We start from the raw sequence: 22,275 nt of genomic DNA, 5'->3' as shown, positions 1-22,275 counted from the left end.
GTGCAAAATAGCCATCTATTTGAAAAAATTTCAGATAGATGGCCATTCGTCGTGCGTACCGAAAAGGTGCGCTTATTTTTTTATTTCGGGCTTACAGAAAGTAGCTATTGAAGTAGCTAGTATTCTCGAATATCAATACCCTTCTGAAGGTTCGAACAAGGTAAAACAATACCTTACTACTTTACTTAAAAAAGAGCAAACTCTCGTTTGCTCTTTCAGACAATAGAAAATGCTTCTTCAGATCAGGGTGCCCCTTTTACCATGCTAATAATCATTCAATTTATCATGTGTATATCTCATTTTAAACCATAGTTGGTTCTCTGTTAGAGGGGAAAAAACCTATACGAGATCCGTAATCTATCAAATTAGATACAAACTTTGCATCAGGTAATTCGCATACCACACCAACTTCTTGTAAAAAAAGTTGCGCATCTTGACACGTTGGGATTGATAAAGAATTTTCAGCTGTCTCTTCTAGTAAAGGCACCATCAATTCCAAAGCATATTTTTGTTTATCAGACAATGTATAGTCTTTAAATAAGTTCATAAATTGTTCAGTATTTATAATTTTAATAGGATGACCGCTTTGTTTCAAATATTCAACAAACGGTTTCCATTCCAGTTGAACAGGATTACAGATGTGGAAAGTTCCCCCTTCTGTTTCCTTTGTACATGCCAATTGTACAATAGCTTTACTACCAAAATCGATTGGTACTAGATCAATATACGTATGAATGTCTGGTGCAATTTGTAGTAATAAGATAGCTTTTATCAAACGATAAAAAGCATTACCTTCTATATTCTCTTGAAATCTCCCGTCAAGTGTATGCCCTACTAGGTTTCCTACACGATACACTGTTGCTGGTACGCCTTCTTTTATTGCTTCTCTTACTAATTTTTCTGCTAAAAATTTACTTTCCACATACACATTATCTAACTGTTGTCCTCTGTCAAAGTCTCGTTCAGAGAACAAAAATTCTTTAGCATCATGAGGGGCATGCCCAGAAATACTAATTGTTGAAATATAATGAAAGCGTGCCCGTGCGTCTTTACTCAGTTCTAATAAGTATTTAGTAGATTCCACATTAACTTGGATAAAATGTTCTCTGTCTCCATAATGACGCACATCTCCTCCACAGTGTATGATTGTATCTATTTCTTGAATCAATTGTTTTTTTATATTTGGTGTAATACCCAGATGTTCTTTGCTCAAATCTCCTTCAATGATATGAACGCGATGCTTCATTTTTTCTAAAATAGCCTCTCCAAAGTAAAACTGCATTTTTTCTCGTACTTTATTTTCCATTGAAGTTTGTTTTTGATTCCGAACTAGGCAATAAATCACTGTATCAGGTAGTAATAATAACTGCTCTAAGATATGGGAACCAAGAAAACCTGTTCCGCCTGTTAATAATATACTACGAGGTTTCTGTTGTGAAACTTGTATTAATGTATCCCATTTCTTACTGTTTTCTTGCTTATCTATATAAATATTATTTTCTTTTTTATGCTCTTCCACAGTTGCTGCTATACTGTCGTCTTGCTGAACCGCATCTGAATCTATTTTTCGAGCCAGTTTTTCTATTGTACGGTAGTGAAAGAAATCCTGTATGCGCAAGTTAGGGAAGTATGGTTTTAGTTTCACCAAAGTAGGCATAATTTTTAATGAGTGCCCCCCTAGAGCAAAAAAATCATCTTTTATGTTTAAGTCTTTTATGTTTAATACTTCTGCCCAAACATTAGCTAGTACCTTTTGTGTTTCTGTAACAGGTGGTTGATGATTTTTCTTTTTCCGGTACTGTATCTGATACTGCCCTAGTAGTTTTTGAACATCTATTTTGCCATTTTGTGTGACAGGAATCTCTGGAACACAAACATATCCTTTTGGCACCATATATTCCGGTAAAGTAGCGGAAACATGCTTATAGGCTTCTTCAATACTTATTTTTGTTTGGTTATACACAGTGAAATATGCGTGTAATTCGTTTCCTTCTGCATCAGGTAGAACTACCGCTTGTTGAATGCGAGGCTCTTGCACCAGCACATCTTCAATTTCTCCTAGTTCAATTCGATATCCTCTTATTTTCACTTGTCTATCTCGTCTACCCATATACTCTACACTTCCATTTAATTCCAGCTTCACTAGATCTCCTGTCCGATATAAAATAGAATGATTTTCTGTAGAAAACGGGTTCGACAGAAATGATTGTTTGGTTCTTTCTGGCTGATTTACATAGCCGATTGCTGTTCCCACACTCTCAATGTACAGTTCTCCTATTACACCTATTGGACACAGTTGCATGTTTTCATTTAAGATATAGACTTTTGTATTAGCAATGGGCTTCCCAATAGGAATCTGGGTGACAGTATTATCCACTTTTGTAGAAACAGAGTAATACAACGAACTAACCGTTGTTTCCGTAGGCCCATATTCATTGACAATCTGTACAGTATCACTCATTTCAGATTGCCATTTTCGAATAGCTTCTGCCGATGCAGCCTCACCTCCCATAATTAGCACACGTAAACTTTTTAATGGAATGAGCTGTTTTGAAGATACTCCATTCGCTAATTGTTTAAAAAAGGCTGTCGCCACATCTGAAATCGTAATGTTATAAGTAGAAACTGCATCAAAATATGCCTGAGAGGAGAAACGTTGTTCCTCATTTAACAGATGAAGTCTTGCTCCAGTTAATAAAGCCGAAAAAATTTCCGAAACAGACGAATCAAAACTGTGAGAGTAAAACTGAGATAACACATCTTGCTCTGTTATATGGAATGTTTGTGCGCGCCATTCCACTAAATTCAGTACGCCAGCATGTCGGAGTAATGTACCCTTCGGATTTCCCGTCGATCCAGATGTGTAGATCATATAAGCTGTGTCTTCCGCTGTATTTTTGTTTAAGATGTCTTGAATCGCAGACGATGCTAACATATCTTCTATTACAGCTACTTGTTCATAATGAGATAGTGATTCTTTTTTTAGAGAATTTTTCGTTAGAATCAGCTTTGCCTTACTGTCATTTAAAATATACGATACACGTTCTGGCGGATATTTAATATCAATTGGCACATAGGTACCGCCAGCTTTGAGAACCCCTAACATACATACAATACTTTCAAAACTTCGGTCTAAGAAAATGGCAGCTACATCATTGAGTTGCATTCCTTTTTCAATCAAATAATGAGCAATTTGATTAGAATAATGATTCACCTCTTCATAGGTATATGAACTATCCTCTGTAGAAATTGCGATCGCATTGGGTCTTTTATACACTTGCTGATAAAAACGTTCTTGTATAGATGAATGTGGTGGCATCGCCATATACGTATCGTTCAATTTTTGATACACAGTTTTATCTGTATCACACAACATATTTAATTGACAAAGAGATGTAGTAAAATCAGTTTGTATCATCTGTATAGTTTGCAACAGTTGTTCTGCAAAACGTGAAATTGTTGTTCTTTCAAACAAATCAGTATTATATTCTAAATCCATAACTAGGCCATCTTCTGACTCTAAGAATGTAAGGGATAAGTCAAATTTACTAATTGCTTGCTCCACGGGCTGTATATCCAATCGATGCAAATTATGTTGTTGAGCTGTGTTCTGTTGATAACTAAACATAGTTTGGAAAATTGGATTATCATGTACTTTTCGTTCAGGGTTTACTACTTCAATCACCTTATCAAATGGATAGTTTTGATGCTGGAATGCCAAAAGACATTGCTCTTTTACGACTTCACACAATTCTTTCATTGTGGAAGCATCTGTTGTATTTACTCGAATTGCAACTGTGTTGACAAAAAAACCTTGTACATCTTCAAATGCCGTATGTTGTCTCCCTGTCACAGGTGTTCCTACAATAAGGTCATTCTGCCCACATATCTGCTGTAAAAATTGTGTATAAGCAGTGAATAGCAATATGAATAGTGAAACTTCCTCTTGTTGTGCAATTTTTCTTAATCCTGCAAAATGTACCTGATCTATTTTCTTAGAAAGCACCGCACCATGATTCGAAGGAGTACTAGGACGCATCCGATCATTTGGTAGTGATAATTGAGGTAGAACGTTTTGGAACTCTTGTTTCCAATATTGTTTTTCTAATTCCCATGTCCCTAACGAAAGATGTTCATATTGCCATGCTACATAATCTACATATCTAACAGTAGGTTTGATAGCATGCACACTTTTATTTAGTAATATTTCATCATATACCTCCAATAGCTCTTTTAGAAGGCGTTGTAAGCTCCATTCATCCATAATAATATGATGGAAATTCAAATATAACCAAGAGCAATCTTCACTCTCTGTGAATAGTATCGTTCGGAATAAAGGACCCTGTTCTAAATCAAACTCTTTAGAATCAATCTCCTGTATACACTTCTTCCTATATGCTGCTTGTTTACTCTTTTTAATTTTGGTAATATCCACGTGTTTAGCTATCGCAGATATTTCTTCTCGTATGTGTTGCACAGGCTCCCCTTGCTTTTCCATGAAAACCGTTCGAAAAATTTCATGTCGTTGTACAACTTCATATAAAGCTTTGTTCAACATATTGATTTGTATACCGGGCTGTATTTCTACCAAGATAGGGATGTCATACGTTCTATCTTCTGGATACCTTTTGTATAAAAACCAAAGTCTTTTTTGTGCATGTGATAACGGGTAATACGTTTGTTCAGGAATTTGCGGTATTACATCTTCTTTATCTATAGGATTTAATCGATCTATATAATCAGCACATGAATGAATCGTTCGATATACATATAAGTCTTTTAAACTGATCTGTACATGGAATCTGACATGAATACGATTAATGACTTGGACTGTGAGCAAAGAATGTCCACCAATTTTGAAAAAATCATCTTCGATACTTATCTGTTCAGAATTCATCCGTAAAACTTCTGCCCAGATATTCTGTAATTGAATTTCAGTATCTGTATTGGGTGGGATATATCTATGGGTACGGTTTTCTAATAAGGATTCTGCTTGCTTTTGTAATGAGTTATAATCTATCTTGCCACTCGGTGTTAAAGGAAACTTCTCGACATCTTGCATGTAATTCGGCAACATAAAATAAGGTAATTTTCCCGAAAGATATGCTTGAATATCTTCAGCAGTCACAATAGTCTCTTTTTGCAATATATAGAAAGCAATCAATTGCTGATCGCCACTTTTATTCTGACAAACTATCACAGATGCATGCTGAATAGATGGGTGTTGGAGCATTTGCTCTTCTATTTCTTCTAACTCGATACGATAACCACGAATCTTCACCTGGTTATCTATACGTCCTAAAAATTCAACTTGTCCATCTTGTGTGATACGACCTTGATCACCACTTTTATATAGCCTCGCCTTAGATGAAGTTGGTAAATTTACAGTTACAAATGCTTCTTTGGTTTTATCAGGTTGATTGACATATTGCTGTGCAAGGCTACTCCCACCAATATAAATCTCTCCAGGTACGTACGGCGGACAAATTTGATGCTGTTCGTTCAAAATATAGATTTCTGTATGAGATAACTGTTTCCCAATTGGTATATTTGCTTGTGTTTCATCTACCTTGTTGATAATCGGATATGTGGCGACACAAACTGTCGATTCTGTTGGACCATATGCATTTACAATTGGAATTTTCAAATCTACTTTTTCTTGCCATTTTCGTACTGTTTCCGGTAGCAATGTCTCTCCACCAACAAATATATAGTTTAGTGATTTCAATTTTTCTAATTCATGAAGAGACGCTTGCGTTAAAGTATGGAAAAATACAGTAGGTAAAAGACAAAAATTTACTTGTTGTTTGTGAATTGCCTCGATAAAATGATTGAAAGATTTTCTTTCTATCTCCGATAAAATATAAAGCCTTCCACCAGTTAACAAGCTACTATAGATTTCCCAGACAGATGCATCAAAGATAAGTGATGCAAATTGTAGATGTACATGATTTTTCTGAAAATAATACGTATCTTTTAAGGATTGTATAAAGTGAATTACTCCCTTATGAGGAATTAATACACCTTTAGGATTTCCAGTAGAACCAGATGTATAAATGACATAGGCTGCATCTTCTATTGTATGTGTACGTTTCGCTTGTTCAGTAATGAATTGTTTAGGCATGTCTTCATATAAAATAACTTGTTGGTCTAGTTGAATATGTCGTAAACTAATCTTATGACTTGTAATAATATGAGTTGACTCACTATCCTGTAATATAAAACGAACCCGGTCTACAGGAAAATCCGGCTCCACAGGTACATAGATACCCCCTGCCTTTAATACTCCAATCATGGAAACAACGGCTTCTATACTACGATTCATGATGATACTTACACGATTTTGTTTTTGAAACCCTTGGTGCAATAAAGTTTGCGCCACTTGGTTCGACAAGACCCGTAACTCTTGATATGTGATATTTTGCTGACCCATCGTTATAGCAATACTATCTGGGTGTATATCCGCTTGTTCATCGATGAGTTGGTCTAATGTCATAGGCATCACATTTTTCACAGCCAATGTGTTTTGATAAACATCATAATCCTGTGGTAATAGCAGATCTAGATTGCATATAGGTATGTCACTGTTTTCTAACAATATCGGTAGTAAATGTTGAAATCTATCTATAAAGTTCTGTATGTCGTTTTCATCATATATACCAGAGTTATAATCAATTTCAATATTTAAAGCATCACTTTGGTTTTGAACTAATCGCCATACCATATCAAACACACTTACTCGATCTTGATGTGTGATGACTTTCGTTTCTAAGTCTTCCATGCTAAAATTCGGAAGTTTCACCATGTTGAACACTGTTGAATATAAAGACGGGTGATTTTCTTCTCGATTCTCAACTTGCTGAATCAAATGGTTGAACGGATAATCTCTATGTGCGATTGCTTCTTTTACAGAGTCATTCACTTTTTGAACTAACTCTGTAAAAGTTTCGGTAGGTGAAAATGCTATACGTAGTGGAACTGTATTCACAAAGTAGCCAAATACCTCTCGTGCTTCTTCGTCACGGCTTCTGGTGTTAATTGGCATGCCAACTACCAAGTCTGTCTGATTTGTCATTTGATTTAATAAAATAATATAGATGCTTAACCATACACGGTATGAGCTAACTTGATTTTCCTTGGAAAATTGTTTTATAAGGTTAGATAAAGTAGGCTTTATTGTATATTGTAAAGCACCTCCTTGATGTGTTGTTACAAGTGCCCTTGCGCAACTTGTTGGAAATTCACTCCACGGTAAGGTGCCTTCTAATTTTGCACGCCAATATTTTTCAGAAGTAACATAATCCTCTGTTCCAATATAAATTTGATGTTTACGTACAAGTTTTTCATACATCTGTATTCTATGAATGTTTTTTTCTGTTTCAAAAGTTTGATTTAATGAATAAGCTTGTTCTAAATCTTGCAGGAATAATCCTAAACTCCATCCATCAAAAATAATATGATGGAACATCATGTGAAGGAGATATTCATTTGGTTCCAACTGATACAGTTGAAACCGAAACAAGGTATCTGAGGTTAAATCAAATCTTGTGTAAAGATTTGATTTCAAAGATTTGTCCAACATCTGATCTCTTTTGGCATCAGGATAAGAAGACCAATCATAAAAATCCATGTCTACATGAAATTGTTCTTTCCTTATTTGTTTCAGACCGTCATTCGTAGATACAATATTCATTTGTAACGCTACGTGTTTCGCTACAATATATTGTAATGCCTTGTGTAGTCTTTTATGATCTAAGTCCCCTTTTATTTGTATAGAAATGGGTTCATTATAAATGCCGGCTTCTATGTCCATTTGGCGTGCAAACCATAATACCTTCTGATTTTCTGTTACATCATATTGAGCTTCGGTTATCAACTGGGCATTTTCTACTTTAACAAATCGGTTCATACTGTCCCTCCTAATTAATAAAAATATTACCAATAAAATACATAACACATGTAGGTATTTGTTTAAAATGTATAGTTTTGCTTATATAAACGTGTATAGAAACTCTTGAATGTGAGAAGAGAGGATGGAAAAACAGCTTCAGCAGGTAGTCTTCGGTTTGTTACACTGACTAAGCGGCACACTCAGGACTAACTCTAAAGTATTTTAAAGTTGGTCGTGGCATGGCCCCTTTTATAATTATTCAAGTATCACATATAGATATAATGGGAAGATGTTCGTTTCACTCACCAGAGGAAGTTGAAAATGGATTTACGTCCGTTACTAAAAATGGGAGAGAATTAAAATATAAGAGGTTAGGGCCTATTACCAGTTCTGTTCTGTTACTACATAAACCCTTAGTTCGCTGTTTATAGCAAGTGCAGCGTAGTTTTATAATATCTATTACAGATTGTACTTGTGGTGTTAATGAATAACCGTAAGCATCCTCTTTATCGACGATAGCAACCACACAAGCGTCAACTATACCTGAGCCAAGCTCGAATATAAGCTTTACCCATCTCACATTTTATTACCTAGACAAGGTTTTATATTTATATATCGCAAAGCATGGGGATAGTATATGACAAATGAAATAAATTGTCAAATTTTTACATTTAATCAAGTGGGAAATAAAAGTGACAGCATTAATATTTACAATAAAAGGTTAATTATTTTCTATAAAATCACATTTCAACCACCTTATATGGAGATAAGGTGATTAACGACATTATGTAAGTTGCGATTGCTTGATACGATCTTGGTACCGATTATTAGTAATAATAACACAAATAAATTGGAATACATTTGGAAAAATTGTGACGAATTAATCCTAAGTAGCTTCTACCGGATCTTGGGTTGTAATTTTGTTTTTTCCAGTATTCTTTGAAATGTGCATTCGTTCATCAGCTAATTTAAAGAGTGCTTCAGTAGCCCCCTCCCCTATACCTATCCCGATAGACATGAAAAACTCACTACGAGTAGTGAACAAACGAGCGCTGCCTCAGCGGAAATCACTATTCAGCAAGAAATGCTTCAAGATGTTAAAGAAAATATTATTGTTTGTGGACATACCTATATACAATTTAACCTTTTAATTGGTAGCAAAAGAATAATTAATGCTGGTAGTGCAGGGCTACAAAGTCAAGCAAAAGGAGCCTGCTGGTTATTACTTGATGATAAAATAAATCTAAAAGTGACCAAATACAACTTTGAGGAAGCTGCTGAAGGTATTCTTCAAGGAGAATGTCCTTTTGAAAGAAGATTTAGCTGAACATGTTTTAAATCCTCCCAATGTGGGACCTTAATATAAATTTTCATGTAACTTTTGTTCAGCTAACGGAGTGCTTTAAGTTGACCTTAGAAATAATGCCTTACACTACACGGTTTACGATGCGATTTGTTCTATTTCATTTATAATAAATTGCTTATATGGCGGGTATTAGAGTGCATACAAGTGTAGGTAACAACGGAGCCTTTTATCTCGTCAACAAAACTTCTAGTAAAAAAACAGGGTTTCAATTGACTAATTTTTCAGAACATTATATGATAATTGTACAGAACAACCTCTATTGTTCTGTACGCTCACTATTTACGTAATGTACAGGAACTATGTTTTTTATAAACTTATACAACTTCAGCGGGCTTACAATTGAATAATGTTTGAACAAATTTTTTGAAAGATTAACGGGCGTATAGCGTCACCGATCATCTTTTGAAATAAGCATTTGAGAGAAACAAATAAAAGTGAACACTTTCCCTTAGAAATTCTATTTTGTTAACCCGCATGGTGAATGTACAATACAAAATATGTGAACAAACAGTTAGTTTTGTTTTCACGACCAAGTAGGCTTTAACCAATTGCTAGCAGCAGTGTGAAGGATTTTTTCATTAAATGATGTTACCTTCTTCTATTCAGAATGTTGGGTATGTGTGAACGTAACTCCTCCCTTTAATGGTAAAGGAATCACCAAGTAGCTGTTATCACTTTGTGAAAGGCTGTTCATCTGAGTCGCGCTAACAACAAATAGAATGATCGTTTTAGGCAACGATTTTTCCGAAGTACGGACATTTAAGCCATTGGAAATAACGAAGCAATAAGCTTGAAGGAAGTAGGAACTAAAGTGATGTTATGTAATACCTTCCCGCTGAAGAAACAATAAAAGCTGCCCATCTGAACACTAGATGCTGGCAGCTTTTTTAATTTTTCTATCTAACAGGTGGTAGTACCCGCGATTCACTTAATATCCGCGGTAGGTAATCGTTAGTATACCCTCGATTCAACTACAAATACACGCGCTTCTCGTTGCGATACTCGCGATTCAGCTCCTAATTAATACACGCGGTAATCGGCTGAATACACGCGATTCAATCCCTAATACACGCGCTTCTCGTTACAATACTCGCGATTCAGCTCCTAATTAATACACGCGGTAATCGGCTGAATACACGCGATTCAATCTCTAATACACGCGGTAATCGTCCCAATACTCGCGATTCAATCTCTAATTAATACCCGCGGTAATCGGCTGAATACACGCGATTCAATCCCTAATACACGCGGTAATCGTCCCAATACTCGCGATTCAATCTCTAATACACGCGGTAATCGTCCCAATACTCGCGATTCAATCAAGAACCTGCAATTGGTGACAAACAATTGCAAAAGCACCTATCGAACACCAATGACTGCATCAATCTCCGCAAGTAGCGCAGCATTTTTCATCGTTGTGCTTAATTTCAAGTGGCTTTGATCGACTTGAATAACGGCTACATGCATGCCCTCCTTAATGCTTGCACTTGGTACAGGCATCATGCTTTCCGTATCGAATGTCATGAGTAAGTCTGGAAATTTAGATTGGATGGTACCTGCTTTTACTAATGTCATATACTCGTTCCAGAAGGTCAGGCTGACAGTCATTACCTTCTCCTTTTTTTATGCGTTTTTATAGCGATAGTGCTTGTGCGCCATTTCTAATGAAATGTATTCATTTAACAAGTCACTTTCTATTGCGTCTATGTTCCTCTCTTTGGGGTTGCCATAACCGCCCCCCGTTGCCGTAACAAGCTCTATTTGGTCTCCTTTTTGCAGTTCATAATTTGCGGGTACACCAATTGGCCCTACCTTCATTCCATCTTGTTTATGAATAATCAGATAGTTATGTGAACCTTCCTGTCCGCCATTTAGGCCAAAAGGTGAAAATTGATGTCTGCCTAAGTTAACAGAAACCTTTTGTCCATCATGATTAATGGTATAAACTCGACGTACACCTAAACCACCTCTAAATTCTCCTGCGCCTGCACAAAGTTTACCTTTTTTAATATTGTAGGCAAATTCGCATTTATGTTCCTCAATTAATAAGAAGCCATTTATATTTTAACATAAATACCCAATTTCGAATTTTTGGCTCTTTAATAGATTGGGGATTTGGGAAAAGTAAGGGATTTTATTGAAAAAACTAAGCTGTGCCGTTAGTTCAATAACTTCAACAAAAAAACCTTCAATCCTTTTTAAACAACAAGAAAAAACGAATTCTAAAATCAAAATCCGTTCTTCGTAAATTCTTATACTAACTCTAACACAATGTTTGGAGTATATGTGGCAACACATTGGCGCTGATGTGTTTAATTATATTAGCTAAGTTCCTATTTAGTTGAAGCAGAAGGTGTTATGACGTAATCAAAAGCGTTCCATCGTTAAATCAGTATTTACTGAAACCGCAGCTTTATTACCTTTAGCAGCTGAAATCATTAAAGAGGATGGTTTAGATCTTTCTGTTTCCCCTGCAATATATACGCTTTTTTGGGTTGTTCTACCAACACCATCTGTTATAACTTTTCCATTTTCATGAATTTCACAGCCAAGCTTCTCAGCAAATTGATTTGGGTGATAATAAGATGGGGCAACAAATCCACCCGATCTTATAATTGTTGCTCCTGTTTCAAACTCTATTTTTTGTAAGTAACCGTCAATACCTATTAAGTCTTTTATCTTTTCCGATATAATTTTGATATTGTGTTTTTGTAACTCTATTTTACCTTCTTTAGATAATTGAACTCCATTCGTTAAGACAACCAAATCCTGCGACCAATTATAAATTAACTTAGTCAAATGCAGTACATGCTCTTCTTTTTCTGCAATAACCACTAATGGCTTATCTTTTTGCTCCCAGCCATCACAATACGGACAACTAAATAGACTTTTCCCATAAAACTTTCTTATACTTGGTATAGTAAATATTTCTTGAATACCGGTGGCGAGTATTATTTTTTCTGAAACAAATTCCTGACTAGTAGATGTTTTGACAGTAAATCGCTCATTACCTATATCCTTAATGATTTCAGTAACTGTTGCAGTAAAATATGATACGGACGGGTAATTCTCCAACTCTTTTAACGCTATTTCTTTAAACGCTTGTGGTTTTATCCCATCTCGAGTAATGAATCCATGTGACGCTTGTGTCACTCTATTCCTATTAGTTCCATCGTCAAATAATGCAATGTTTCTCCTAGCCCTTCCTAAAGTTAAGCTAGCACTTATCCCAGAAGGACCTCCACCTATAATGATACAATCAAGGACATTCATTTTTTTACCTCCGTATTGATTTGGTTTTATTTTGAATTGTTATTTGCAAAAGAGAACTACATTATTTCCCACATCATGGATTTCCATTCTTTACACACTAATATTAAATATGAAAAGAAATGACGGTGTGTTTAGCGACAACAGGAGACATTGCTTTTATTTTTATTCCTAAATCTGAACATCAATAGTATAGTGAGACTACAAAAATCATTCATGAATAATAAGTTGACAAATCAAAAAGGATCAATTTATCGTTATTAATAAAATAACCCTATTTCATATCGAATTATTCAGTTTAATTCCAACTAGGCAACCTCTTCACAATGTGCGGAGTGTATGTGGCAACACATGGGTGCTAGTGGGTTATATGGGCTTAGTTCCTATTTTAGTGGAATCGAGTCTATTTTTCTTATACATATTCAACTTTAGCTTCCTCAACTGAAATACTCTATAGTTTAAGAAGAAAAGCGATGCTTATTAAACAATCTGGCCCGATTGTTGAAGATCATAAAATATTAATGGTGACGACTGTATACATACGTTGGAATGAAGTAAACTATATTATAAAAAGCCAAATGATTTTGTGCTTTATTAGTTTGACTCTTCAATAGGAGTTGGATAATTTCAGAATATAAGGTAGGAATTATTAAGAAAAGAAGGAGAGATACGATGTTTGATCAAGTTGCGTATTTTATTTTTCAAGCCCTGTTAATTCTAACAGTTTTGGTTGTTATGGTTGGAATTCCTCTTGGGGATACACTGATTAGAAAAAAATAAGACTGCATCCAGTGGATGCAGTTTTTTGATTTTACATCTTACTTCGTTTCTATAATAGTTTTAGGGATTGGTGAAAAATAGTGGACCATATTGAAGTAAAGCACCCGTTAGCCATCCATGCAGCAAAACATCAGTGCTGCACCACAGAAAATGAAAGTGAGGATCGTTCTTTCATGGGAGTTCAATAAGAATTATTTATATTTTTATCTTTCTAATACTATACAATATTGTTCTTTATATTTTTCATGGTTCCAATTGTACATTTGTACCATATGATTTAGAGATAATTCTTCATAGCAATATCTAATATACGGTATATTTATTTCATTATCGTCATGACCAATCCATACTCTCCATAGTTCTAATATCTGTCCTTCTCTAATATTTTCTTTTAGGTACTCCAGTAATTGCTTTGCCCTCAATTCCGAATAGATAAAATTCACTTGATAAATGAATGGATAACTTGTATATCCACTTACATCATAGTAAGCGTCCTTTTTAATGACCAATTCATTTAAGTCTTCTTCATTTTCAACAAATAATATTTGGACATTAGGGTCCTTCTTCTCCCAAGGTACCAACTCATGTGGTTTTATTTCTAATTCAATAGCTTCCTTAACAGTAATATACTTCGCTTTTGTTTCTACTTCTGGCATTTCATAATTTGTTGCTATAAATGAACAAAAACTCATTTAGCCACTTCCTAAATTTAATCCTTATTAAATTATCCTGCTTACGTTAGCTGAATAACTCTCCTCTAAAATAACCGTTTCCAATTAGGATCTTTTTCGTCTTTTTCATTAGGTTTTCTTACAAACTCAATACACCTTTCTTCACAAGCTCCGAATACAATAAAGTTTTTTTGTGCTTGCCTTAAGGATGGAATATTAGCTCCTCCTTTACAATCAGGGTCATCAAATTGAACTCCATCATCTTCCCAAAAACAAATTTTACATATATCGTAAGTTCCTGGGGGTTCTTCGTCTAATGTTCTATATCCACAACAAGGACAAGTATATTTCATATAATCTCTCCGCCCCCTTTTTAACTAAATCTTATCATACTTCTTCTTCAACTAAACCGCGCCGTTAGTTCAATAAAGAAAAAGAGCTGCCTACGCAACTCAATGATCTTTAATTAACGCACTCCTTATGTTTACGTACATTTATTCACAACCTCTAAAATTGAATTATAAAAATTACCTACCACTCTTAGTCAACCTTTTACAACGACAATGCTAAAGTTAGATGGCATAAATATTCGAGGGACTTTTCAAAAACATTATCAATTGTAAGCCATTAAAGAAATGTCAATAACAATTAGTTGATTGGTATTTCTATTTAATGAAAATATTCTATCAATAACACTAGTGGAACATATTTTAAGAAAAAGAAAATACACAAAGACGAATGTGAAAATCACTGAAAATAAAATAGCAACACAGCTTCACCCGATACACAATATTAATCCACTTTCCGAGGATTTTTTAAATAAACGAACCACCTTAAAATTGTTTCTACTGGACCGAGTGAAAAGTGCTTTAAATATAGTTGACTTGCTTTTAACTGAATACCATAAATGATGACCGATAAAAGGATTCCAACAAATATACCCAATTTCCCAAACAACCCAAAACCGTAACCATAAAAAATAATCGTACAAATGATCGATTGCATTAAATAGTTAGTGAGCGATAATTTTCCGATTGGGGCAAAATAATATTTCATTTGCGTTTGATAGCGGCTAAATAACCATGCAAACAAGGCAATATAACCCATCGCTAACACATATGTCCCTGTCGAATAAATAAATAAGCTGTACGGCGTGTCAAAAATAATGATCCCCTTCAGCAATAGCCCGACTGGTACGAGCAGCGCCACTTTTTTTAATGTCCGAGTGCTATTTTCTAGCTGTAAAAATGCGCCACTTTTCGCCATGCCCATTCCGAATAATACAAATGGACCTACTGCAAGAAAGCTTATACCAACATAGAAAAGCCAGACAATTGGTAGGATGAATAATAGTGTAAAGCCACCCTCTACAATAAATCCACCTAATCGTTGCGTCAATATTTCTGCATATGTACCGTCCTGATAAATCATGATTTCCGCTGCCGTTAAAGGCTTCACGAGCTGTATAAAACTGCTGCCAAAAAGGGTTCCCACTCCGAGGATTGCTGTTAAAATGAAGCCCCACACAAAATACGTTTTCACACGGCGCTTTAAGAAGAATAATAATAAAATGAAAAGAGTCGAGCCATATGTTAATAAAACGTCACCTTCCCACACAAGCGCAATATGCATCGCTCCTAATACGGATAAGCCAACTGCCCGTCGAAACACAATATTTTTGCACTGTAACCCCGAAGCCTCTCGTGATTCAATCATTTTTATCAAAACATAACCAAATACAAAACCAAAAATCGGATAAAATGACCCTTCTACAACAATTTTCACAAAATAATAACTTACTTTATTAAGCCCACTTGCCGATTCAATAATTTCTACTCCTGATGCACCAAATTGGAAATGAAGCATATTTGCTATTAAAATTCCGATTAGCGAAAAACCCCTCAATGCGTCCATCAGTTCCATACGTTCTACCTTCAATCACTCACCTACTTTTTCGTATTAATTACTATACGCATGTAGCAAAGAATAGTTTCATGATATTGTAAAAAATGGTTTTTTAAACAAAACAATTACCAAGTGCCCTAGAATATTTCACGTTTTCTCAAAGATGTCACCTATTACTTTATAACTTATATTCAACGTTGTTCGAAGCAAAAAGATTTCAGCATACGGCTCCTGTAAGTATCGAATTTCTTGATGAATTGCACGTAATGTACATTCTTTCATCATTGCAATATCAGGTAAATCTTCATTTGAACGTATATCTATAGCTGTTTGCGTTAAATAATCAACACTCGTATGATTTCGATGTTTTGCCTTTTTTAAATAATCATAATAGCTATGCTTGGCAATTTGACATAACCAGACCGAAATTTTGCATTCACCATTGTAACGATGAATTGATTTAACCGCTTGATAAAATGTTTCTTGGGTTAATATCCTCTGCTAAATCCTCACTTGATGTTAAACAAAGAAGAAAATGTTTTACTTCATTTACATAAGATTTATAGATTTAACTTAATCCTCCACTAGATACCTCCTCCCATTATTTTTAATGCGATACTTATATATAGAATGAAAACGATATTCGTTACAAGAAATACTAAATTAATTGTATAAAATCAAAAAAGTATATTATGTATGGATTTTCCATCACATAATATACTTTTCAACATTATTCTGCACCGTCAGCACAGTGAATGTTTCAATTACTTTTTATAAAAAAAAGTTGGTGCAGTATCTACATTTTTTAACCACCGATGTTCTAGACCATCTATTCCATCTTTAATCCAAACATCTCCTTGGTTTTCTTTTTCAGATGTTCGATACCAAGTAATAGTTGAACCAACCACTTGAGGTGCTTTATCTATTTTATTGTTCTTTGGAAATGTAAGTTGCTTTTGTTCTCCTGTTTCAAGATTAATTACATATAGCGCTGTAAACATTGTTGGAACTGGGCCCTCTTTCCACTCTTTGTTTTCTTTTGCCCGAGCAACAATTATTTCATCTGGAGAAAGCCATTCCAAATCAAGGTCAACATATCCTTTAGGTGTGTAGTCCTTTTGTTTATTCAATGTAGGGATTTCGGTAACGGCTGTATTTTTGTAGGAGCCCACTTTGTCCAATTTTCATACCCAAGCATTTTTCCTATAACTTGAAAGTGTTCTCCAGCTGATGAAAGTACAGATAGTGTATTGCTATCATTGGACCAAGACGCAGTGGGTGTTAATAGAGAGCTAACCCAGCTTCCATCAGAACTCCACTTAAAATCTTCTGCATCAATAGCAAATAAGTCAGTTGTATTTGTTTGAATGGTGTAAAAAATTTGATTCCATTTCTACCTCCTCAAATCTAATACTTCCTTTTTCGATCATTTACCAAATTGAGTATATTATATATTTCTGTTCAACTATCCTGCTGCGTTAGCACAAGAAGCGACTGCTCATATTGAACAATCGCCTCTTTAGCTTACGTGTATTTATTAACAAAATTAAATACCAAAATGAATCAGCCATTTATTTTCTAAAAAACAACACGCTTTTTAACTCTTAAAGGTTACATTCTCTATTTTCCTTCAAAAGTATTCTCATTAAACCAAACAATAAAATAATCAATGTAATTCAACATCTCGTCCAAAGTTGGAAGCTTTTGTTGAAGAAATACACACTCGATTTTCTTAAAGTATTCTTCGTTAGGGAAATAATGCTTAAGAATTAACAGATTCTCTTGAATATTTGTAGACCAACTTTCGTCTCTTTCAGCTACAGAGCAATATGCTCCTCTTACAATACGTTTTAATATCGATAGTAATTTATAGTTGTCAACTTCTTTTTCAAGTATTTCTTTCCGATAGCTTATGAGTGTATCGATAAGATCTTGATTTAATGCCTTGCAGATATGGAAATTTGGCTTCATCTTAGGAAAGCCCAAGGATAAATCTTCTCCATAAATACAAGTACAGACGTGCCTCAACCAAAACCCCAAAAAATATTGGCTGTTTTCTTTAATTACATCTGCTGTAATCCCAATATCGTAATCCACTTTAGGTATAATTGGATTGTCACTAATAAATATTTCCGTTTTCTCAGCTAAACGTACTTTTTCTTGAAGTGAGAATGGTGACGTCAATATTACTGATAGATCGATATCCGAAGTACCTAACACAGCCTCCCCTCGACCTACACTGCCATAAATATATATACTATGTAATTTTGTTCCCGCACATTTTTTTAAAATCTCAACAACTTGAATTAGAAGTTCTTGGTATTCACTATCAATTTTATCTAACGAGGTTTTGTTCAAGATATACCCTTCATTATCTACATCTATTCTTGTTGGAAACTGCACATCCCTACCTCCTTTATGTATTTTGAACTAGTATTTTATATACTAGGGTACACTTTTTCTACTAAAAATTAATTCACTGCAACAAAATCAAACAATTGTATTGGCGTATTTTTTGATTGGGTTTGTTCAGTTCTATACAGCTTTTTATTCAACTATCCTGCTGTGTTAATTTAAGTACATTTATTCACAATCTTAATTATGATTAGTTTTAAAATATAAAGGTCTTGTGTAGAAATACGTTAATCATAGCCCCTAATTATATAACTAATCTTTCAATTCATTCTTTGCTTCATCTACAAATGACCAATACATTTGATAAAAATCTTTCTCTTTCATTGATTCTGCTGGTGTTAGACCATAATGCCACTTTCCATTAACACTTGCTAGTAATGTATGTCCGCCAACAATGACATCATAGTCATACCCACCTAAAGAATTCATAGTTGGACGAACAATTCCACCACCTGATAGTGACAGTGATTTATTTGTTTCTGTTGTCATATTATCCATTTTATTTAAATAATCAACAAGTGATGGGTCTCCCAACGGTAGCATGTTATTTTCAGGTTCATGTTTTTTTATGGCTTTCATAGCCTGTTGATGAAGTGCTTTTCGATCTGGAGATACCGGTGAAATATATTGTGCAAGTAATTTTTCAATTTGCATATTAATGGCTGTGCTTTCATCAGCATTTCTTCGTGCCGATTTTGCAGCTAATGCCGTTCTTCTAGCTACTTCTTTAATTTGGTTTATTAACTCATCCTGTGGGGGAGTGTTCATACCTTTTGTCGGGATCACATCCCAATTAGGTGTATTTAAACTGTTCGGGCGCAATGAAACTGTATTTAGTTTAGATGTCTTCCCGACTTCATTTGCTGTATAGTTCCACAATGACGTGGAAGTCTCAGCGTTTTTTTTGGAAAATTCATATGTCTCCACTAAGGGAGCTTGCTCGTCTTTTTTCTCGTTATTGTGATTCCTAGTGTATACAGGTTTAGGTTGTATTTGCGATAAAGTAGAGATTTTCATAATTTATTCCACCGCCTTATAATAAGTATCTTGAATTGTTCTAAAAAAATGGCTGTCGATAGATAAGCAGTTGAAGCATTCAGAACTAACGTAATTAGGCGTATACGTACATGTTTATAAGCTGTAACATAGTGCAGTTTTTAAAAAATTATTTATATTCTACTATCATTTTACCGCCTAAAACCGTGAATCCATCCATGCCTGTATGCTGCATCAGAATATTTCCTTCTAGTTGGACGAACCACTTAATGTTCGCTTTTTTATCTTTAAAGGCTGTTGTTTTACTAGTAGATGTTGGGTTATCAGTTTTCTGAAACTTTACTGCAATTGGTGAACCACTGCCATTGCTAATCAGATAGTTGTCAATCGATGTATATTTTGACTGTGTGACAGTTGTATTCGTTGGACAATAAATAGTGATGCTGACTACTGTTGCATCATCAGGAATCACTTTGGTTAAATCAATGTATTGCCCGATAGATTTAATTTTCCCTGTCTGCCCTGTTGATGTAGCGAAATCCTTAGATAGGATACTTGTTGTCGACGGATTAGTCGCATATAACGATGTATCTAAAACATCCGCTAAAGGTACCTCAATACTTTTTACTTCTTCCGTGTCATCTGTCAGTGTGTTTTCTGTTGCAAAAGTAGCAGGATTCCCAATAGACAATATCATTGCTGCTGTTAGTCCTGCGTATATAAGCTTTTTCAAATTCAAAACCACCTTATAAAATTTGTTATACATGAAGAAATATCTTAAAACTGCACTATGAATATCTATTCTATCATAAAATAACATATTTTGGTTAAAAAACCCAATTATACCAATTATGCATTTACTAGTATTTATTTATTTTTATAAAGATAGATTATTTTGGTTGTCAAATTAAAACAAGCTGTCCTCTTCGAAACGATACGGAAACAATATTCATTGGAATAAAACTCCATTTTAATCCCATCTTATTAATGACCTGTATTGTTACAACACAGGTCTACTAATCACCCAATTTCTGTTTTTTTTTCGTTACATTCATTCTTCGAATCGTTGTTGTAGTCAAATGACACCTTTTTAGATTATATTTATTTATTCCAATATACACCAATTTTACTTCATTGTATCTTGCTTTACTAATCGGCTATTTAACAGCATTCATTAACTCGAAGAAGTATTTTGATTCTTGAGTCCGATAAAGATTGAACCATGAATGGTATGTCTCTGGTGCAAAGACATCTAGCACCTTCAATACATGCATCGCAAATTCCAACGGCGCTATTCCGGACGCAGTAACTAAATTGCCATCAGTAACTGCCGGTTCCGTTTCATAATATTTTTCACCCCTATAATGAGGACAAACCATTTTCAAATAATCTAGATTGTTGCTTGTATGCCTTCTTGCGTCTAGTAATCCTACCTTTGCAAGCCCCACTGTTGCACCACAAATCGCCGCAACAACAGTACCTTCTTGTAAAGCTTGACAAGCTTTTTTCAAAATAGGTTCATGCATTGCTTCTGTCCACGTATTTCCGCCTGGGAGCACTAAAACATCCGTACTTTCCAATATGCATTCGTCAATCGAAATACTAGGTAGTATGTTCAATCCGCCCATTGTAGTAATGGGATTTTTATCTACACCTACCGCTACCACCTCTAATGGCGCTAAATCTTTTTTAAAATATCTTCCCGAGTTCAGTTCAGCTATTAAATAACCTACTTCCCAGTCTGCCATCGTATCAAATACATAAAGATACACTTTTTTTGTATGCATAATAAACACTCCTCTTTCATCGATATACCCTATTATAAAAAAACTTTACTGACATCCTCCGTCAGTAAAGTTTTCAAACTTGATAATAATGAATTAAGTCATTTAGAACTTCAATAAGTGTTTGTTTCAAACTGATTGGTTCCAGTACTTGTATAGATTTGCCGTAGGGTAAAATTAAATACGGTACATATGTATGAATTGCTTTTTCTTCTAGTAAAAATACCACGTTATTTGAAGTCCGTTCTTTAACGTGATGTCCTAAAAACCAATGCTGGCATAAGTGATCTAACGCACTTGCCTTACCACTAACTACTAAAGGTATAAGTCCTTTTTTATCTTTTACTTCTGGCAGTAAGCTTTTCCTAAAAAATTCACCTGCAGAAAAAAGCTTAGGTCGCTGGAAGGTAATGGCTGTTTGATTAATACTGATAATTCGCCCCACTTTAAAACTGCGGATTTCATTCCTCAGATGACAAAATGCAATGACATACCAGTTATTATTCCAATAAACAATTCCATATGGATCAACAATCCGACGTTTGGGTTGCTCTTCATGACTTGTCTGATATTCAATTTCTACAGATGATTCATGTACTATACCTTGCTCCAATTTCTTCAAAATCGGCTCCAAAGATGAATCTCCAATTGGACTTATTACTGCAAGACCTTGTAAATGTTGCTTGATCATTCTTTCCTGCTCTTGATTGGCATTCATTTTTAGCTTTGTTGTTGCGCTGTTTAATGCCTCTCCTGAAAAATATTTAGCATCTTGTGCAAATGCAGCAGCATGCAGTAATGCCGTTTGCTCTTCCACATCAAACAGAAGAGGACTTTCGATAAAATTATTCAACAGGGTATAGCCCCCATTATGACCAGAGTCAGCGATAATCGGCACACCACTGGCACAAAGCGCATCAATATAACGATAAACAGTCCTGATATTCATCTCTAACTTTTCAGCTATTTGTTGTGCAGTAATTTTCCTGCCAGATTGCAACATCCATAAAATCGCCATCATGTTGTCAATTTTAGCCATAAGTTTTCACCTCATCATTCCATTCTATATGAACGTCTTCCATAGCAATAACTTTTACCACATGTATTTCAATGTTGAAAGTCTATGTTAACATATTTATGATAAACCTTATTTATTTAGGGTACGGTTTTCAGTTAGACACATTATTTAAACATAAT

General features: G+C 34.8%; 14 protein-coding genes and 1 pseudogene. 1 reads left to right on the top strand and 14 read right to left on the bottom strand.

Annotation, left to right across the window (positions count from 1 at the left end):
* Nucleotides 1-301: 301 nt before the first annotated feature.
* Nucleotides 302-7,909, bottom strand: a complete 7,608-nt coding sequence (locus ACQKII_RS23445; RefSeq protein ID WP_427462847.1) for an amino acid adenylation domain-containing protein — start codon at nucleotides 7,907-7,909, stop codon at nucleotides 302-304.
* A 1,066-nt stretch (nucleotides 7,910-8,975) separates the two neighbouring features.
* On the opposite strand from ACQKII_RS23445, the gene ACQKII_RS23440 reads away from it, so the two are divergent.
* Nucleotides 8,976-9,218, top strand: a complete 243-nt coding sequence (locus ACQKII_RS23440; RefSeq protein ID WP_427462846.1) for a hypothetical protein — start codon at nucleotides 8,976-8,978, stop codon at nucleotides 9,216-9,218.
* A gap of 1,398 nt (nucleotides 9,219-10,616) precedes the next feature.
* Here ACQKII_RS23440 and ACQKII_RS23435 read toward each other — a convergent pair.
* The 13 genes and pseudogenes from ACQKII_RS23435 to ACQKII_RS23375 all read right to left on the bottom strand — a co-directional run bounded on the left by ACQKII_RS23435 (nucleotide 10,617) and on the right by ACQKII_RS23375 (nucleotide 22,117).
* Nucleotides 10,617-10,865, bottom strand: a complete 249-nt coding sequence (locus tag ACQKII_RS23435; protein ID WP_427462845.1) for a hypothetical protein — start codon at nucleotides 10,863-10,865, stop codon at nucleotides 10,617-10,619.
* Between the two features lie 15 nt (nucleotides 10,866-10,880).
* A complete protein-coding gene (locus ACQKII_RS23430; protein ID WP_427462849.1) occupies nucleotides 10,881-11,267 on the bottom strand; it encodes a hydantoinase B/oxoprolinase family protein in 387 nt (128 codons plus the stop codon).
* 357 nt (nucleotides 11,268-11,624) lie between these two features.
* Complete coding sequence (locus ACQKII_RS23425; RefSeq protein WP_427462844.1) at nucleotides 11,625-12,530, bottom strand: NAD(P)/FAD-dependent oxidoreductase; 906 nt, start codon at nucleotides 12,528-12,530, stop codon at nucleotides 11,625-11,627.
* 980 nt (nucleotides 12,531-13,510) lie between these two features.
* A complete protein-coding gene (locus ACQKII_RS23420) occupies nucleotides 13,511-13,999 on the bottom strand; it encodes a magnesium transporter (RefSeq protein ID WP_427462843.1) in 489 nt (162 codons plus the stop codon).
* Nucleotides 14,000-14,064: 65 nt separating this feature from the next.
* Complete coding sequence (locus ACQKII_RS23415; protein ID WP_427462842.1) at nucleotides 14,065-14,331, bottom strand: CPCC family cysteine-rich protein; 267 nt, start codon at nucleotides 14,329-14,331, stop codon at nucleotides 14,065-14,067.
* Nucleotides 14,332-14,770: 439 nt separating this feature from the next.
* Nucleotides 14,771-15,916 (bottom strand): DUF418 domain-containing protein, encoded by a 1,146-nt coding sequence (locus ACQKII_RS23410; RefSeq protein ID WP_427462841.1) that lies wholly within the window; start codon nucleotides 15,914-15,916, stop codon nucleotides 14,771-14,773.
* Nucleotides 15,917-16,030: 114 nt separating this feature from the next.
* Nucleotides 16,031-16,339, bottom strand: a complete 309-nt coding sequence (locus ACQKII_RS23405) for a sigma-70 family RNA polymerase sigma factor (RefSeq protein WP_427462848.1) — start codon at nucleotides 16,337-16,339, stop codon at nucleotides 16,031-16,033.
* 308 nt (nucleotides 16,340-16,647) lie between these two features.
* Nucleotides 16,648-17,261, bottom strand: a pseudogene (locus ACQKII_RS23400) (translocation protein TolB); the annotation flags it as partial.
* Nucleotides 17,262-17,503: 242 nt separating this feature from the next.
* Nucleotides 17,504-18,286: a nucleotidyltransferase domain-containing protein gene (locus ACQKII_RS23395; RefSeq protein WP_427462840.1), complete on the bottom strand. Its 783-nt coding sequence runs from the start codon at nucleotides 18,284-18,286 to the stop codon at nucleotides 17,504-17,506.
* A gap of 264 nt (nucleotides 18,287-18,550) precedes the next feature.
* Nucleotides 18,551-19,315: a hypothetical protein gene (locus ACQKII_RS23390; protein ID WP_427462839.1), complete on the bottom strand. Its 765-nt coding sequence runs from the start codon at nucleotides 19,313-19,315 to the stop codon at nucleotides 18,551-18,553.
* Nucleotides 19,316-19,463: 148 nt separating this feature from the next.
* Nucleotides 19,464-20,027: a hypothetical protein gene (locus ACQKII_RS23385; RefSeq protein WP_427462838.1), complete on the bottom strand. Its 564-nt coding sequence runs from the start codon at nucleotides 20,025-20,027 to the stop codon at nucleotides 19,464-19,466.
* 424 nt (nucleotides 20,028-20,451) lie between these two features.
* A complete protein-coding gene (locus tag ACQKII_RS23380) occupies nucleotides 20,452-21,081 on the bottom strand; it encodes a type 1 glutamine amidotransferase family protein (RefSeq protein WP_427462837.1) in 630 nt (209 codons plus the stop codon).
* A gap of 73 nt (nucleotides 21,082-21,154) precedes the next feature.
* Nucleotides 21,155-22,117 carry a helix-turn-helix transcriptional regulator gene (locus ACQKII_RS23375; protein ID WP_427462836.1) on the bottom strand — a complete coding sequence of 321 codons (963 nt, stop codon included), beginning with the start codon at nucleotides 22,115-22,117 and terminating at the stop codon, nucleotides 21,155-21,157.
* Nucleotides 22,118-22,275 lie beyond the last annotated feature (158 nt).

It is taken from the genome of Lysinibacillus sp. NPDC048646 (genome assembly GCF_050272295.1).
In the GTDB taxonomy this organism is placed as follows: Bacteria; Bacillota; Bacilli; order Bacillales_A; family Planococcaceae; genus Lysinibacillus.
The sequence above is the reverse complement of the archived record's forward strand: the minus strand, read 5'-3'. Positions and strand labels throughout refer to the sequence as shown.